This is a genomic window from Pseudomonas sp. AC169, assembly GCF_979258515.1.
The window spans coordinates 3,556,062-3,572,239 of record NZ_OZ409866.1 but is presented as its reverse complement, the minus strand read 5'-3'; the positions used below and the strand labels follow the sequence as shown (position 1 = coordinate 3,572,239).

13 protein-coding genes and 1 tRNA gene are annotated in these 16,178 nt (G+C 57.6%); 2 read left to right on the top strand and 12 right to left on the bottom strand.

Features of this window, described 5'->3' with window-relative positions; translation table 11 throughout:
• Nucleotides 1-65 precede the first annotated feature (65 nt).
• From ampE to ACZZ0G_RS16010, 3 genes are all read right to left on the bottom strand, one after another.
• A complete protein-coding gene (gene ampE / locus ACZZ0G_RS16020) occupies nucleotides 66-905 on the bottom strand; it encodes a regulatory signaling modulator protein AmpE (RefSeq protein WP_116029442.1) in 840 nt (279 codons plus the stop codon).
• Nucleotides 902-1,462, bottom strand: coding sequence for a 1,6-anhydro-N-acetylmuramyl-L-alanine amidase AmpD (ampD, locus tag ACZZ0G_RS16015; RefSeq protein WP_463556775.1), 561 nt, complete (start codon nucleotides 1,460-1,462; stop codon nucleotides 902-904). Before ampD ends, ampE begins: the two co-directional genes overlap by 4 nt.
• Nucleotides 1,463-1,526: 64 nt before the next feature.
• Entirely contained in the window at nucleotides 1,527-3,707 is a 2,181-nt protein-coding gene (locus ACZZ0G_RS16010) for a DUF1631 domain-containing protein (RefSeq protein WP_463556774.1), read from the bottom strand.
• Nucleotides 3,708-4,093: 386 nt separating this feature from the next.
• Between ACZZ0G_RS16010 and nadC the strand changes: the two genes are divergently transcribed.
• The gene (nadC, locus tag ACZZ0G_RS16005; RefSeq protein ID WP_463556773.1) at nucleotides 4,094-4,942 is read left to right on the top strand and encodes a carboxylating nicotinate-nucleotide diphosphorylase; all 849 of its coding nucleotides are present in this window, start codon (nucleotides 4,094-4,096) and stop codon (nucleotides 4,940-4,942) included.
• Between the two features lie 89 nt (nucleotides 4,943-5,031).
• Here nadC and ACZZ0G_RS16000 read toward each other — a convergent pair whose 3' ends face one another.
• On the bottom strand, nucleotides 5,032-5,331 hold the full coding sequence (locus tag ACZZ0G_RS16000) for a DUF6388 family protein (RefSeq protein WP_463556772.1): 300 nt from the start codon (nucleotides 5,329-5,331) through the stop codon (nucleotides 5,032-5,034).
• 277 nt (nucleotides 5,332-5,608) lie between these two features.
• Between ACZZ0G_RS16000 and ACZZ0G_RS15995 the strand changes: the two genes are divergently transcribed.
• Nucleotides 5,609-6,103, top strand: coding sequence for a hypothetical protein (locus tag ACZZ0G_RS15995; protein ID WP_463397709.1), 495 nt, complete (start codon nucleotides 5,609-5,611; stop codon nucleotides 6,101-6,103).
• Between the two features lie 138 nt (nucleotides 6,104-6,241).
• On the opposite strand, the gene ACZZ0G_RS15990 is transcribed toward ACZZ0G_RS15995, so the two are convergent.
• The 8 genes from ACZZ0G_RS15990 to nusA all read right to left on the bottom strand — a co-directional run bounded on the left by ACZZ0G_RS15990 (nucleotide 6,242) and on the right by nusA (nucleotide 16,137).
• Complete coding sequence (locus ACZZ0G_RS15990; protein WP_463556771.1) at nucleotides 6,242-7,387, bottom strand: acyltransferase family protein; 1,146 nt, start codon at nucleotides 7,385-7,387, stop codon at nucleotides 6,242-6,244.
• A 312-nt stretch (nucleotides 7,388-7,699) separates the two neighbouring features.
• A tRNA-Thr gene (locus tag ACZZ0G_RS15985) sits at nucleotides 7,700-7,775 on the bottom strand.
• Between the two features lie 129 nt (nucleotides 7,776-7,904).
• Entirely contained in the window at nucleotides 7,905-10,010 is a 2,106-nt protein-coding gene (pnp, locus tag ACZZ0G_RS15980) for a polyribonucleotide nucleotidyltransferase (protein ID WP_007915263.1), read from the bottom strand.
• 193 nt (nucleotides 10,011-10,203) lie between these two features.
• Complete coding sequence (gene rpsO / locus ACZZ0G_RS15975) at nucleotides 10,204-10,473, bottom strand: 30S ribosomal protein S15 (protein WP_003177875.1); 270 nt, start codon at nucleotides 10,471-10,473, stop codon at nucleotides 10,204-10,206.
• 142 nt (nucleotides 10,474-10,615) lie between these two features.
• Nucleotides 10,616-11,533, bottom strand: a complete 918-nt coding sequence (truB, locus tag ACZZ0G_RS15970; protein WP_008088346.1) for a tRNA pseudouridine(55) synthase TruB — start codon at nucleotides 11,531-11,533, stop codon at nucleotides 10,616-10,618.
• 4 nt (nucleotides 11,534-11,537) lie between these two features.
• On the bottom strand, nucleotides 11,538-11,939 hold the full coding sequence (rbfA, locus tag ACZZ0G_RS15965) for a 30S ribosome-binding factor RbfA (protein WP_008088344.1): 402 nt from the start codon (nucleotides 11,937-11,939) through the stop codon (nucleotides 11,538-11,540).
• A 160-nt stretch (nucleotides 11,940-12,099) separates the two neighbouring features.
• Nucleotides 12,100-14,628 (bottom strand): translation initiation factor IF-2, encoded by a 2,529-nt coding sequence (infB, locus tag ACZZ0G_RS15960; protein WP_463556770.1) that lies wholly within the window; start codon nucleotides 14,626-14,628, stop codon nucleotides 12,100-12,102.
• Nucleotides 14,629-14,655: 27 nt separating this feature from the next.
• Complete coding sequence (gene nusA / locus ACZZ0G_RS15955) at nucleotides 14,656-16,137, bottom strand: transcription termination factor NusA (protein ID WP_463556769.1); 1,482 nt, start codon at nucleotides 16,135-16,137, stop codon at nucleotides 14,656-14,658.
• Nucleotides 16,138-16,178: the final 41 nt, after the last annotated feature.

Genomic DNA, 16,178 nt, shown 5'->3' with positions numbered 1-16,178 from the left:
GCCCGCGAAACACAGATCCCCTGTAGGAGCTGTCGCAGACTGCGATCTTTTGATCGTTCCTGAAATCAGTGGATAAGAACTGTCCACAAAGCAAACCCGGCATACCACAGCACCGCCGCACGCAGCAGCAGCTCCCACAGGCAATCGAGGGTGTTGATGCCTTCCGGCCCGACCACGGGAGGTGGAATCTCGCCCGCCGCCAAACCGACCCGATTGATCAGTTGCGCAGCGCTGATGTTCCAGTTCAGCAGTTCATGCAGCATCACCCGGCTGACCGCGACAAAGTTGCCGACCAGCGCCAGACTCGCCGCCAACAAGCGTACCGGCAGCCAGTCAAACGCGTGCCGCAGTTGCGCGGCGCGCTCGACCAGCGCCGGGTTCTGCCCGTGTTCTTGCGCCAGCGCCAACAGGCGATACGCCAACGCCGCCACCGGGCCAAGTACGAAATACCAGAAGATCACCGCAAAAAAGCTCTGATAGGCCTGCCACAGCAGATGGCCCTGCACGCTTTCAAGCAACTGCTCGCCGCTGTCGGCGCAGATATTCAGGTCGCGCTTGGCCACATGGGCCGCTGCTTGCAGGTCCTCACGGCGCCACGCATCACGGAACGGCCCGAGACCGCCGAGCAAGTCGCCGCGCCCCAGGCTGTAAATCACCACCAGCAGGTGCACCGGCAAGGCCAGCAAGCCGTAGGCCACCGGCTCCAGCACCACCAGCAACAGCGCCAGCAAAGCCACCGGAAACAGCACCAGAATGCTTAGCACCAGCCACGGCTGTTTCGCCAGCCGCTCGCTGCTTTCGAGTTTGTTCAGTTCGCGGATCCATCCGCCATCGCGTTGAACCCGATGACGCAGGGCCGAAAACTTCTCGATCCACAGCGCCAGCAGTAACACCAGAAAACTCATTGTCCTTCCTCTTGTGCCAGGGCTGCGCGGTAACGCGCCCAGTCGAATGCCGGGCCAGGATCGGTCTTACGCCCGGGTGCTATGTCGCTGTGCCCGCAAATACGGGCGCCGGTAATGGCCGGAAATGCTGCTTGCAACTGGCGGGTCAGCGCCGTCAACGCTTGATACTGCGCATCGGTGAACGGCAAATCATCGGTGCCTTCGAGCTCGATACCCACGGAAAAATCGTTACAGGTTTCCCGCCCTTCGAACACCGACACGCCTGCATGCCATGCCCGTTCAAGACAGGAGACAAACTGGGTGACCTTGCCGTCACGTTCAATCAGAAAGTGCGCTGAAACGCGCAGGTCGGCAATCCCTGCAAAGTAGGGATGTTCGGTGACATCCAGACGATTCTGGAAAAATTCCTGAACCTTGCCCGTGGCGAACTGCGCCGGCGGCAGGCTGATGTTGTGAATCACCAACAGGGAAATTTCGCCCGCAGGGCGTTCATTGAAGTTGGGCGATGGGCAGACCTGCACCCCGTGACACCACCCGCTAGCGGGATCCAACTGCATACCGATTCCTTCAACGCCGACTGTGTTGGCGCCCAGTATGCCGTGATCGGCCCCCGGCGCGCGATCACTTGGCGCGATTGAGTCGCCGCAGATTGCCCAGCACCGACTCCAGCGCCCGGTCGAACAGCAAGGTGTCATCCAGTGCACGCACCGCCCCGCGCTCGAATTCCAAGGCCAGCGCAACGCGGCTGCGCTCCAGCACCTTCATGCCAGTGCGATCGACAAATACATACTTGCCCGTGGCCTCGATGATCGCCGCCAGTTTGCAGCGCAGGCTATGGTCATCGTCTTCCTGAAACGCCACCCAACTGCCCAGGCGCAGTTGCTCGACCTGGCGCAGACCGACGGCATCGTGTGGCAAGCGTACCGACGCCAACGCCGCGCTGCCCTCATCAGCGGTTTGCAGGATGATCTGTTGCGACACCTCGACCATTGGCAACCCCTGATCGACCTGTTCGGACCGCTCCAGCACTCGCACATGCAGGGCTTCAAGCTCACTGAAAAATTCGCTGGTGGCGAATGGATCGAACGCTGAACTGGTCAGGCCATCACGCAGCGATTTGAGCAAGCCCGGCACCAGTGCCAGCAAGCGCAGGCTGGATTCAGTGTCTTGATGACGCTGCACACTCCAGATCAATTGCTCCATGGTGTGCACATCGGCCTGCCATTCAGCGGACTGGTCGCCATGCTTGAGACAGGTCAGCAGCAGCACTTTGCTCCAGGCATCCTGAACGAAGGTGACTACCGACGGCGGCAAGGTTTTGCCCAGCAGCGCTTGATTCAGCGCCCGCTCGACCCGGCGCCGCGCCAGCTCGGTTTTTGCCCGCCCCTCTTCGGCGTCACGCAAACGTTGCTCAAGCAACTCACTGCGCCGGCGTTCGTCGCTGGTGAACGCGAGAAAATCGGCCAGTAACTCGGAAAAAATCGCCGGATCATCGACAAAATCGCTCAGCAAACGCTGCACCACTTGTTCGATGCGCAGGTACAAGCTGTCGCGCGCCTCACTGTCGCAATCGCCCCAGCCCATGGCCGCCTCGGCGATTTCGTTGAGCAGGCGCCGCGCCGGATGGGTGCTGCGGCTGAAGAAACTCTTGTCGAGTACCGCCACCTTGAGCATCGGAATCTGCAATCGAGCGATCAGAGCCTTGAGCGAATCCGGCACATTGCGGTCTTCAAGAATGCAGTCGAAGACCATCGCGATCAGGTTGATCACGTCTTCATCCGCATCGCCGACGATCCGCGATTTACCACTTCTGACGCTGACCCGGGTCAGCAGTTGTTCAAGCTGATTGCGCAGATCGAAGTCGTCCTGCGCCGTCAGTGCCGGTACGTATTGTTGCAAGTGCGAGAGCAGACGCAGCAGGTCGCGGGTGGAAATCGGTTGCGCCGCAGCACTGGACTCCAGCGTCGGTGCGACGCTGCCGCGCACATGCAAAAGCAACTCCTGCAACGCCGCGAAAACTTCCTGGACACCCTCGTCGACTGGCGCCGGATCGTCGCCTTCCTCGCGGTCGACATCGGCTACCGCACGATCAATGGCGCGACGTGCCGGGGCGGTTTTCAATTCAGGCAACACACCGGTGGCGAGCAACAATTGATTGGCTTCGGCGTAAAGCTGTTCGGTGTCAGCCAGAACATAACGCTCGAACAGTTTCAGCAGGATCAGCTTGACCTTGATCTCCACGCCCAGGTTGCGCCCGGCCTGCAGGAAAAACTCGCAGAGCAGCGCCGGGCCGAGCGGGTTGTGCTGATCATTGAGGGTATTGCCGAGCAGCGCGTTGAGCCGCGCAGTCAGTTGATCGAGGGCGAAGCCGTCACGCTTGAGTACGCGACCGACCATGGTCTCGACCGCCACACTGCGCTCCATGTCGTCGCTGCGCGGAGCGAACTCGTCGTACATGAGGGCGTGCGGCAGTGTGCTGTGCGTGGGATCGTATTGAGTCAGACCGACGAAGGCTTCGAAGAATTGCTCGAGAAAACCGCGTTCGATATTTTTGCGTTTCAGACGCAGGTCGCGCATGGCTTCGAAGAAGATGTTCTGCTCGACGTCGTTGCGCGCCCGGTCGGCCATTTCAAACAGCGTGTCGTCGGCGTTATCGAACAGTTCCTGCAAACCGTGGCGCAGTTGTTGGGCAGCCTTGTCGCGAACCTGAAGCAGAATCACAGGCAGGCGGGCGAGCGGCGAGTGATTTGCCTGATCGGTAGCGCCCTTGTGCAAAGGCACCACTTTCCCGTCGTTGTGCATCCAAGCCTCCTGAAACGGTGATTCGTTCGGTCACTTTCAACGCAAGTCCGCTGTGGGAGCGAGCCTGCTCGCGAAGACGGTCTGTCAGTGACATTGCGGGTAACTGACACTGCGCATTCGCGAGCAGGCTCGCTCCCACAAGTCTCAACAACGTTGGCTGCATTACACGTCAAAGCTATGACGTCAAATGCAAGGCGGATTATCTTTCATAACTTGTCCACGGCGCCATAGTCGTCAGGGTTTCCCCTATGCCCTGTCAGTGACCTTGTACGGGCGCGGTTTGCTCAAAGAAAATCGACCGGATGCAGGCAAGCACGCGCGTTCTCGCCTTGGGTTGGCTCACGCCATGCCCCTATAATCGAACCACTTTGTTTGTGGAGCCCGTTATGCCGAATCTACGTCTCGCCGATTTGACCGCCGAAATCGAAGCCAACGTGCGCCGTGCGTTGCTCGAAGACATCGGCAGCGGCGACATCACCGCGCAATTGATCCCCGCCGAACGTCTGGCCAAAGCCACCATCATCACCCGCGACGCAGCCGTCATCTCTGGCACGGCCTGGGTCGATGCGGTGTTTCGTCAGCTTGATCCGCGGGTCGCGGTGCATTGGCAGGTTGTCGACGGCGAACGGGTGAAACCCAATCAACCGTTGTTTCACCTGGAAGGTCCGGCCCGTTCGCTGCTCACCGGTGAGCGCAGCGCGCTGAACTTCCTGCAACTGCTTTCCGGCGTGGCGACGCGCGCGCAGTACCTGGCCGATTTCGTCGGCGCCACTCAGGTCAAGCTGCTCGACACCCGCAAAACCCTGCCGGGCCTGCGGCTGGCGCAGAAATACGCGGTGACCTGCGGCGGCTGCCACAACCATCGCATCGGTCTGTACGACGCGTTCCTGATCAAGGAAAACCACATCGCCGCCAGCGGTGGGATTGCGCAAGCCATTGCCGCCGCGCACAAGATTGCGCCGGGTAAACCGGTGGAAGTCGAAGTGGAAAGTCTGGATGAGCTGAAGGAAGCTCTAGCCGCCGGCGCCGACATCATCATGCTTGATGAGTTGAGCCTGGACGACATGCGCGAAGCCGTGCGCCTGAACGGCGGCAAGGCAAAGCTGGAAGCCAGCGGTGGCATCAACGAAAGCACGTTGCTGCCGATCGCCGAGACCGGCGTGGATTACATCTCGATTGGTGCGATGACCAAGGATGTCAAAGCGGTGGATCTGTCGATGCGTCTCAGTCTTTAAACAGCAGCGACAAGATGCGAGCTACAAGCTGCAAGCCACAACGCTTTTGCTTTGACTTGCAGCTTGCCGCTTGAAACTCGTAGCTGCTCTTATACGACGAGATTATTCATCTCGCAGTACTCGTCCCACTCGACACCCAGCACTTCGGCCGCCTCTTTGTGCAGCACGAGGCGCTGCGCCTCGAACTCCTCCGGCGTGCTCGTGTACTTGAGTGTCAGCTCCCACGGCTGCAGGCCCTGGGCTTCAGCCTCGTCTTCGAAAGCCCACTGAATCTGATCTTTCTGATCATCGGAACTCAGATCCTTGATCTCTTCCAGCAGCTGCGGCGCGTCGAGTTTGTACTTTTCCAGCGCTTGTTCGTGACGTTGCTCTTGAGTTAATTCGGTCATGGCGTTCTCGCTGATCGTAAGAATGGAGGATGGATCTGGATCATCAAGGATCTCTCTGACGCGGATTTGTCCGGCCTTCGGAACCATTCGGGATCATCTGAAAACTGCTGGGCGATGCTCATGCAGGCTCCGAATATAGGACGTTTGCATGACGAATTACACGGCTCTTTACATCTCTCCCACAAAAAGCTGACCTGCGGAACATAAATAGCAATTTCGAGTCATAGCGATGTGCCACTTCGGCACACCTCTTCGCTGTTCACAAGGATACCCAGTGATGCGCAGCTTCTCGAAAATCTCTTCTGTTGTGTCTGCCACCGCTCTGATCGCCGCTTTGGTTCTGCCGGCCAGTGCAATGGCTGTTGAATTGAGTAACAGCAGCGCTTCCTACGGCGACAAGGTTTCGCTGATTCACAACGACTACGGCAAAGACGTGGTGATCAGAAGCGATGTCAGCATTGATGACCTAAGAAAAATGCGCGATACGATCAGCGAGCAATCGCGCCAGATCGAAGAACTGAAACGCAGCAGCGGTTCGAGCTCAAGCTCCAGTGGCAAGGAAATCGATGATCTGAAAAACAAGGTCAAAGACCAGGACCGTGAACTGGACACGCTCGGTCGTCAGGTCGAAGACCTCAAGCGTAACAGTGGCTCCAGTTCCAACTCGAACAGCAGCGAGATTTCCAATCTGAAGCAGAAAATCAACGATCAGGATCGGGCGATGGATCAGCTCAAACGTACCGTCGAGGATCTGAGCCGCAAGGTAAAGTAGAGAAAATGGTGTTGAGACAGGACCCCAACCCAGACGGAAAACCCCAGCACTATCCTGAATAAATAGAGCTGAGATTTTCTTCTGGCTAAACGATGTACTTTTTGTGAAGTGCTGGCCCTCTTTGCGAGGGCCAGCGGCTCAATTGACAGACTCGGACGGTTTGAGCTTCGGGCGAGTTAAATCGTAGAACCGCATGATCCCCTTCTGGCACGGTTTCTCTACGAACTTCCAGATGAGCGCCGCACAGGCGATGGACGTGATCGCTACAAACCAAAACCGAGTGTAGGGGCCGTAGTCAGACAGTAACTGTTCCTGTGTCGTCAGACGGATTACGACTTGGTGAATCAAGTAAACAGAGAAACTGATTTCGCCAAGGAACACTAGGGGCCGCCACGACAAGGCGCGCGACACGATACCTTTGTCCATATAGAAGCATGTGATGACGGCGGCAAAGAGCAACGCCATCGATGAGTGCCGAAAAAACTCAGATAACGCAATATGCGAAGCCCCAACGATCACAGACGCTGAAGAGCTTAGGAATGGTGTAACAAAGATAATCGACAGAATTGCCAGAATTTCTAGAACAGTAGCCGGACCTTTCTTGACTGCATCCAGTTGGGCACCAGACAAAAGCCGCTGACAAACAATGCCAAGCATGAACTCTTGAATTCGACTAACCGGACTGATGTAAACCAAACCGTGCGATGAAATCTGATTAAGTTTATCTGCTGCGTAATAGACAACGCCGAGCGCGTCCAGCGCGTACGCGAACAACCCGCCAAAAGCTATTGCCGCACAAAGCTTCAACACTGGCTTGCTGGAGAACCACAGCAGCAACAGCGGGAACGCCATGTAAAAGAATATCTCTGTGGAAATACTCCAAGAGACAGCGTTGAACGAGAAGTAGACATCAGGAATTGGAACTGCTGCGTGCAGCATCAACAAGTTCAGAATCAGTGTATAGACGTTATTGGCTGACTCTAACAACTCGCGCTGATAGGGAATGCAGGCCAGTAGCATCAATGTGCAAAATGCATGTGCTGGCCAAAGCCGTGCAAACCGAGCAACATAAAACCTCGACAGTCCTCCGCGAATTCCTTTTTCCGAATAAACGTGAGAAAGAATAAAACCGGACAACACGAAGAAAAAAGTCACTCCAGCATCAAGCGGAAGTCCTGCCAGAAATTCCGGTGGAAAAAAATTCCCTTTGGCGTGGTGAATAAGAATCGCGAATGCCGCAAAAAATCGGAGGGCCGTTAGCCCTCCAATCTGTCTTGTGCTCATTTTGTGACATACCCTGTCGACTGAAATTTTCGGGATACTATCACGATTGCATCTGGCCACTGGTCACTACGCGAACAGGTGCTTGCCTGGGGACCAACCGTTTAGCGATTAGGCTGTGCCGTTGGCACTAGCGCCCAGGCGCGATTTTGCAGGTCGCGGGCTTCCTTAAGGTAATTTCCTGGTAAATGCCTAGCGACATACGGCGCCACTTGCCATGCCGATAGAATCTGAAGAACCAGGACTTGGTGATATTGGTGGCGACGGCATAGGAATGATGGTGTGAAAGTCGCCGAACGCCGACGAACGTTGATGTGGTGCCCGAGACAGGAATCGAACCTGCGACCTTCGCGTTACGAGTGCGCTGCTCTACCGGCTGAGCTACACGGGCGGTGGGCTAAACCTAGCACCGGTTCTGAAGTCCGGCAACTTCGCAGAATGTCTCGATATTTCCCGGTCAAAAAAATGCCCCGCCGTTTTCACGGCGGGGCATTTTTATTGCGCTAACGCTTTGGGCTGATTAAACGCCCGAAGCCTTGGCAGCTGCCACGTCTTTGATAGACAGCTTGATACGGCCGCGGTTGTCCACGTCCAGTACCAGTACTTCCACTTCCTGGCCTTCTTTCAGGATGTCGGTCACTTTCTCTACGCGAGCGTCGCTCAGCATCGAGATGTGCACCAGACCGTCCTTGCCCGGCAGGATGTTGACGAATGCGCCGAAGTCGACGATACGCTCAACTTTACCCACGTAGATCTTGCCGATCTCGGCTTCAGCGGTGATGCCCAGAACGCGCTGACGTGCTGCTTCAGCCGCTTCCTTGGTTTCGCCGAAGATCTTGATCGAACCGTCGTCTTCGATGTCGATCGAAGCCTTGGTTTCTTCGCAGATCGCACGGATGGTCGCGCCACCTTTACCGATAACGTCACGGATCTTGTCGGTGTCGATCTTCATCGCGATCATGGTCGGAGCGTTGGCCGACAGTTCGGTACGCGACTGGCCAATGATCTGGTTCATCTGGCCGAGGATGTTCAGGCGCGCTTCCAGGGCTTGGCCCAGAGCGATTTCCATGATTTCTTCGGTGATGCCCTTGATCTTGATGTCCATCTGCAGCGCAGTAACGCCTTTGGCGGTACCGGCTACTTTGAAGTCCATGTCGCCCAGGTGGTCTTCGTCACCGAGGATGTCGGTCAGGACGGCGAATTTCTCGCCTTCTTTAACCAGACCCATGGCGATACCGGCAACCGGAGCCTTCATCGGCACACCAGCGTCCATCAGGGCCAGGGAAGCGCCGCAAACGGAAGCCATCGAGCTCGAACCGTTGGATTCGGTGATTTCCGAAACCACACGGATGGTGTACGGGAACACGTCAGCGGCTGGCAGCATGGCCGAAACCGAACGACGGGCCAGACGGCCGTGACCGATTTCACGACGACCAGCACCACCCATGCGACCACACTCGCCTACCGAGAACGGCGGGAAGTTGTAGTGCAGCATGAACGGGTCTTTTTTCTCGCCTTCCAGGGTGTCCAGCAGCTGTGCGTCACGGGCGGTACCCAGCGTCGCGACCACCAGTGCCTGGGTTTCACCACGGGTGAACAGCGCCGAACCGTGAGTCTTCGGCAGCACGCCGACTTCGATGTTCAGCGGACGTACGGTTTTGGTGTCGCGACCGTCGATACGTGGCTTGCCGTTGACGATGTTTTCGCGAACGGTGCGGTATTCGATTTCGCCGAAAGCGGCTTTGACTTCGCTGGACGAAGGCTGGCCTTCTTCACCGGACAGCTTGGCAACCACCTGATCCTTCAGCTCACCCAGGCGAGCGTAACGGTCGGCCTTGACGGTGATGGTGTAAGCCTGGGAGATCGCTTCGCCGAACTCGGCACGGATAGCGCCCAGCAGTTCGGTGGCTTCTGGAGCCGGAGCCCAGGTCCAGGTTGGCTTGGCAGCTTCAGCGGCCAGTTCTTTAACGGCGTTGATCACAACCTGGAATTCGTCGTGAGCAAACAGTACCGCGCCCAGCATCTGGTCTTCGGTCAGTTCTTTGGCTTCCGACTCAACCATCAGAACGGCGTCGGAAGTACCGGCCACGACCATGTCCAGGCTCGAAGCAGCTTGCTGCTCGTAAGTCGGGTTCAGCAGGTAGCCGGTGCTTTCGTGGAACGCTACGCGAGCGGCGCCGATCGGGCCGTCGAACGGAATGCCCGAGATGGCCAGGGCAGCCGAGGTACCGATCATCGCAGCGATGTCCGGATCGGTCTTTTTGCTGGTGGAAACGACGGTGCAGACAACCTGCACTTCGTTCATGAAGCCTTCCGGGAACAGCGGACGGATCGGACGGTCGATCAGTCGGGAAGTCAGGGTTTCTTTCTCGGAAGGACGGCCTTCACGCTTGAAGAAACCGCCAGGGATCTTACCGGCAGCGTAAGTCTTTTCCTGGTAGTGAACGGACAGAGGGAAGAAGCCCTTGCCTGGATCAGCCTGTTTTGCACCGACTACAGTCACCAATACGCTGACGTCGTCGTCAACGGTGACCAATACTGCGCCGGAGGCCTGACGGGCGATACGGCCAGTCTCGAGGGTAACGGTCGATTGACCGAACTGGAATTTTTTGATTACCGGGTTCACGGTGTCCTACCTTCTTTGTGGCTCTTGGGGGAACTGGTTTCTTGCGAATTCTTGGGCAATGTCGGGAATCGGCCCAACGCCTGTCCAGGGTAAAACGTGTATCCAGATAAAACTTGAGGCTGGGAGCCTGCAAGGCGCCGGCGGTAAACCGCAGGCGTCCGACAGACAACCAACCTCATAGCGCAATCGCTGATTAGCGACGCAGACCCAGGCGACCGATCAGAGTCTGATAACGACCCAGATCCTTGCCTTTCAGGTAGTCCAGCAGCTTGCGACGCTGGTTTACCATGCGGATCAGACCACGACGGGAGTGGTGATCTTTACCGTTGGCCTTGAAGTGACCTTGCAGCTTGTTGATGTTGTGGGTCAGCAGTGCAACTTGCACTTCTGGCGAACCGGTGTCACCAACAGCTTGCTGATAGTCAGCAACGATTTGAGCTTTTTCTTGAACGTCGAGAGCCATGAGGCAATCCTTTTATCAGGAAACTGTTTCAAGGAAACAGCTTCAACAGGCCAGGGACAAATCCCTGTATCTATAAATGAGTAGTGACCGTGCCTGTTAACAGCCACCCTCGCCAGCCTGCTTTGACACAGACCGGTTTCGGTCATTCCGACCGAATCAGTCGACGTGGCGCGATGCGCCCGTCTTCGCTCACTTCACCGATACCGATGAAGCGACCATTGTGATCCTGTACCCGCACCATGCCGAACTTCGGAGCATCCGGGGCACGCACCGGCTGGCCGTTGAGCCAGTAGAACGCGCTCGCTTCGGAGAAGTGCAGCAGCGGCCAATCCTGCAGGCCGCTGTCCGATGGCATCAGGAAGCGATCAACCGCCTCATTGCCGCCTTCGGCATGTACCGCTTCCAGCTCTTCGAGGGTCACGGTCTGCGCCAGGGTGAAAGGCCCGGCCTGGGTACGGCGCAATTCAGCGACGTACGCACCACAACCGAGTTGCTCACCGATATCCTCCACCAGGGTGCGAATATAGGTGCCCTTGCTGCAATCCACCGCAAGTCGCGCAGTATCGCCTTCGAAGGCCAGTAATTCCAAGCGCGCAATAGTAACAGAACGCGGTTCGCGCTCCACTACTTCGCCTGCACGGGCCAGCTTGTACAGCGGCTGGCCATCACGCTTGAGCGCCGAGTACATCGGCGGTATCTGACTGATTTGCCCGCGAAATTTCGGCAGAGCCGCTTCGACATCGGCGCGACCAACGGTCACCGGGCGTTCCTGCAAAACCTCACCTTCGGCGTCCGCCGTGGTGGTGGTCTTGCCTAGCTGCGCCAGGGTTTCATAGGCCTTGTCGGAATCGAGCAGGTATTGCGAAAACTTGGTCGCCTCGCCAAAGCACAGCGGCAATACGCCGGTGGCCAGCGGATCGAGACTGCCGGTGTGACCGGCCTTCTCGGCATTGAGCAGCCAGCGAACCTTCTGCAACGCAGCGTTGGAGGTGAACCCCAACGGCTTGTCGAGCAGGATGATGCCGCTGACGTTACGACGGATACGTTTGACCTGAGCCACCGAATTACTCCTTGGTGTCTTCAGGTTCAGCAGCGACCGGATGCTGATTGTCTTCAGCAACAGCACGCTCGATCAGCGCCGACAGGTGCGCACCACGCACGACGGATTCGTCGTAGTGGAAGTGCAGTTGCGGCACGCTGCGCAGTTTCATTTCACGGGCCAATTGCATGCGCAGGAAACCTGCGGCGGAATTGAGCACCTTGATGCTTTGCGCGATGTCTTCTGCGTTGTCCTGGCCCATCACGGTGATGAAAATCTTTGCGTGACCGACGTCACGGCTGACTTCCACAGCGGTAATGGTGACCAGACCCACACGTGGATCCTTGACTTCACGACGGATCAGTTGGGCCAGCTCGCGCTGCATCTGATCGCCGATACGTTGGGTACGGCTGTATTCTTTTGCCATGATTTTGTTACCTGTTACTGCCCGACGGTGAAACCCGCCAGGTCTGAAAGCGGCAAACGCCCGGCCTGACAAAAGCCAGACCGGGCGTTGCGTTTAGAGTCCGGGTGATGCGCCACACTGTTGAGTGCGGCCGACCATCACGGCTCCTGAAGTGCGCGAGTTAGAGGCTGCGAGCAACCTGAACCTTCTCGAAGACTTCGATCTTGTCGCCGACTTTGACGTCGTTGTAGCTCTTCACGCCGATACCGCATTCCATGCCGGCACGTACTTCGGAAGCGTCATCCTTGAAGCGGCGCAGGGATTCCAGCTCGCCTTCGAAGATAACGATGTCTTCACGCAGTACACGGATCGGACGGTTACGGTGCACAACACCTTCGATCACCATGCAACCAGCGATCGCGCCAAACTTCGGCGAGCGGAACACGTCACGCACTTCGGCCACACCCAGGATGTTCTCGCGAACATCGCTGCCGAGCATACCGGTCAGGGCTTTCTTGACGTCTTCGATGATGTCGTAGATCACGTTGTAGTAACGCATATCCAGACCTTCCTGCTCGACGATCTTCCGTGCGCCAGCATCGGCACGCACGTTGAAGCCGAACAGTACAGCGTTGGAAGCCAGTGCCAGGTTAGCGTCGGACTCGGTGATACCACCCACGCCGCCGCCGACTACGCGCACTTGTACTTCATCGTTGCCCAGGCCATTCAAGGCACCGTTCAACGCTTCCAGCGAACCACGGACGTCGGATTTGAGGACGATGTTGAGCGTCTTCTTCTCGGCCTGACCCATGTTTTCGAAGATGTTTTCCAGCTTGCCGGCGTGAGCGCGAGCCAGTTTGACTTCGCGGAACTTGCCTTGACGGAACAGAGCCACTTCACGGGCTTTCTTCTCGTCAGCAACCACGCTCATCTCGTCGCCAGCGTCCGGGGTACCGTCCAGGCCGAGGATCTCGACTGGGATGGAAGGACCGGCTTCTTTGATTGGCTTGCCGTTCTCGTCGAGCATGGCGCGCACGCGGCCATAGTTCGAACCGACCAGGACCATGTCGCCTTGGCGCAGGGTACCGTCTTGAACCAGAACGGTTGCCACCGGGCCACGACCTTTGTCGAGACGCGATTCAACCACAACGCCACGGCCAGGAGCCGATGGAGTCGCTTTCAGTTCGAGAACTTCAGCCTGCAGCAGAACGGCTTCGAGCAGCTCGTCGACGCCTGTACCGACTTTCGCCGACACCGGTACGAACGGCGTATCACCGCCCCACTCTTCGGAAGTCACGCCGTGAACCGACAGTTCGCTACGGATGCGATCGAGATCAGCGCCCGGCTTGTCGATTTTGTTCACCGCTACAACCAGTGGAACGCCAGCCGCTACTGCGTGCTGAACAGCTTCAATGGTCTGCGGCATCACGCCGTCGTCCGCTGCAACCACCAGGATCACGATGTCGGTCGCCTTGGCACCACGAGCACGCATTGCGGTAAACGCGGCGTGACCCGGGGTGTCGAGGAAGGTGACCATGCCGCGTTCGGTTTCAACGTGGTATGCACCGATGTGCTGGGTGATACCACCGGCTTCGCCAGCAGCTACCTTGGCACGACGGATGTAGTCGAGCAGGGACGTTTTACCGTGGTCAACGTGGCCCATTACGGTCACGACTGGCGCACGGGAGAACGACTCACCTTCAAACTTCAGGGACTCGGCCAGGGAATCTTCCAGGGCGGTGTCGCTGACCAGGGTCACTTTGTGGCCCAGTTCTTCGGCTACCAGTTGAGCAGTTTCCTGATCAAGCACCTGGTTGATGGTCGCTGGAGTACCCAGTTTGAACATGAACTTGATGATTTCAGCAGCCTTGACCGACATCTGATTGGCGAGATCGCCAACGGTGATGGTCTCGCCGATCTGCACATCACGCACGACAGGGCCGGTTGGGCTCTGGAAACCGTGGGCGTTGCGCTTCTTCAGCTTGGCCTTGCCGCGACCACCGCGACGGAAGCCATCGCTTTCTTCGTCGGTAGTGCGTGGCGCCACACGTGGCGCCGGCGCTTTTTCTTTGACCGAAGCGCGATGCGGAGCGTTTTTGCGCTCGCCATCACCACCACCGCTACGACGATTGTTATCGTCGGCACGTGGCTTGTCCGGACGGCGCTGTTCGTTCTGCTTGTTGCGAACTTCAGCAGACGGTGCTGGAGCAGCAGCCACCGGCGCGCTTTCGCGAACAGGTTCGGCAGCTGCAGCCGGCGCCGCAACGGCGTCGCTGGTCGCGGTCTGCGCAGCAGCAGGCTGGTTACGCGCTTCTACTTCGGCGCGCTGCTTGGCTTCTTCTTCAGCCTTCTGACGAGCAGCATTTTCTACTGCGCGACGCTCATCCAGTTCACGCTTGCGCTCGGCTTCGATTTCTTCCGGGCTACGCTGTACGAAAACTTTCTTTTTGCGAACTTCTACGCTGATGCTTTTGCTACCAGCCACACGCAGGGTGCTGGTGGTTTTACGCTGCAGCGTGATCTTGCGTGGTTCTTCCACTTTCGCCTTGTGGCTGCTTTTCAAGTGAGTCAGCAGGGACTGCTTCTCACTGTCAGTCACATTTTCTTCGGCGGCGGTGTGCGGCAGACCTGCCTCACGCATCTGCTGCAACAGGCGCTCTACCGGTGTTTTGACCTCATCGGCCAGTTGTTTCACCGTGACTTGCGTCATGCACTTCTCTCCTCAGGCCGCGCCTAATTACTCGAACCAGTGGGCTCGGGCGGCCATGATCAACTTGCCGGCACGATCATCGTCAATGCCGTCGATGTCGAGCAGGTCGTCAATAGACTGCTCGGCCAGGTCTTCGCGGGTAATTACGCCGCGCACCGCCAGTTCCATCGCCAAATCCTTGTCCATACCCTCAAGCGAGAGCAGGTCTTCGGCCGGATGGGCGTCTGCCAGCTTTTCCTCAGTAGCGATGGCTTTGGTCAACAAACGATCCTTGGCACGAGCGCGAAGCTCGTTGACGGTATCTTCGTCAAAGCCGTCGATGTTGAGCATTTCTTCCAACGGTACGTAGGCAATCTCTTCCAGGCTGGTGAAGCCTTCATCTACCAGCACCTGTGCAAGGTCTTCGTCGACTTCCAGCTCGTCGATGAAGTTGCGCAGGATGTCGCCGGTTTCTGCTTGCTGCTTAGCCTGGATGTCCGATTCGGTCATCACGTTCAGTGTCCAGCCAGTCAACTGGCTGGCCAGACGCACGTTCTGACCACCGCGACCGATGGCCTGAGCCAGATTGTCTGCGCCAACGGCGATGTCCATGGCGTGGGCATCTTCGTCAACGATAATTGCCGCAACCTCAGCCGGGGACATGGCGTTGATCACGAACTGAGCCGGGTTGTCATCCCAGAGGACGATATCAACACGCTCACCGCCCAACTCACCCGACACTGCCTGGACGCGCGAACCGCGCATACCAATGCAAGCGCCCTGCGGGTCGATGCGTTTGTCCTTGGAGCGGACGGCGATCTTGGCGCGCGAACCCGGATCACGGGACGCTGCCATTACTTCGATCAGGCCTTCGGCAATTTCCGGCACTTCGATACGGAACAGCTCGATCAGCATTTCCGGCGCGGTACGCGACAGGATCAACTGCGGGCCGCGGTTCTCGGTGCGGATTTCCTTGAGCAGCGCACGCAGACGCACGCCGACACGGAAGGTTTCGCGAGAAATGATGTCTTCACGGGCCAGCAACGCTTCAGCGTTGTTACCCAGATCGACGATCACGTTGTCGCGGGTGACTTTCTTCACGGTGCCGGAGATGATTTCCCCCAGGCGCTCGCGATAAGCGTCGACCACTTGAGCGCGCTCGGCTTCACGCACTTTCTGCACAATCACTTGCTTGGCAGTCTGTGCGGCAATGCGGCCGAACTCGATGGATTCGATTTTTTCTTCGACGACGTCGCCAACGTTGGCACCAGGATGCGTTTCGGCAACCTTGCTTGGCCAGGTTTCGATGGCCGGATCGTCGAGATCATTCTCTTCAACGACCGTCCAGCGACGGAAAGTTTCGTATGAACCGGTGTGGCGGTTAATTTCCACACGCAGGTCAACTTCGTCTTCAAAGCGTTTTTTGGTAGCAGTGGCCAAAGCCAGCTCCAGCGCTTCAAAAATTACGCTTGCCGGTACGCCCTTTTCATTGGATACCGACTCAACAACCAGCAGTACTTCTTTGCTCATCGTACGCCTCGCCTTTCGCAAGCCATTGGATCCGCGGGATC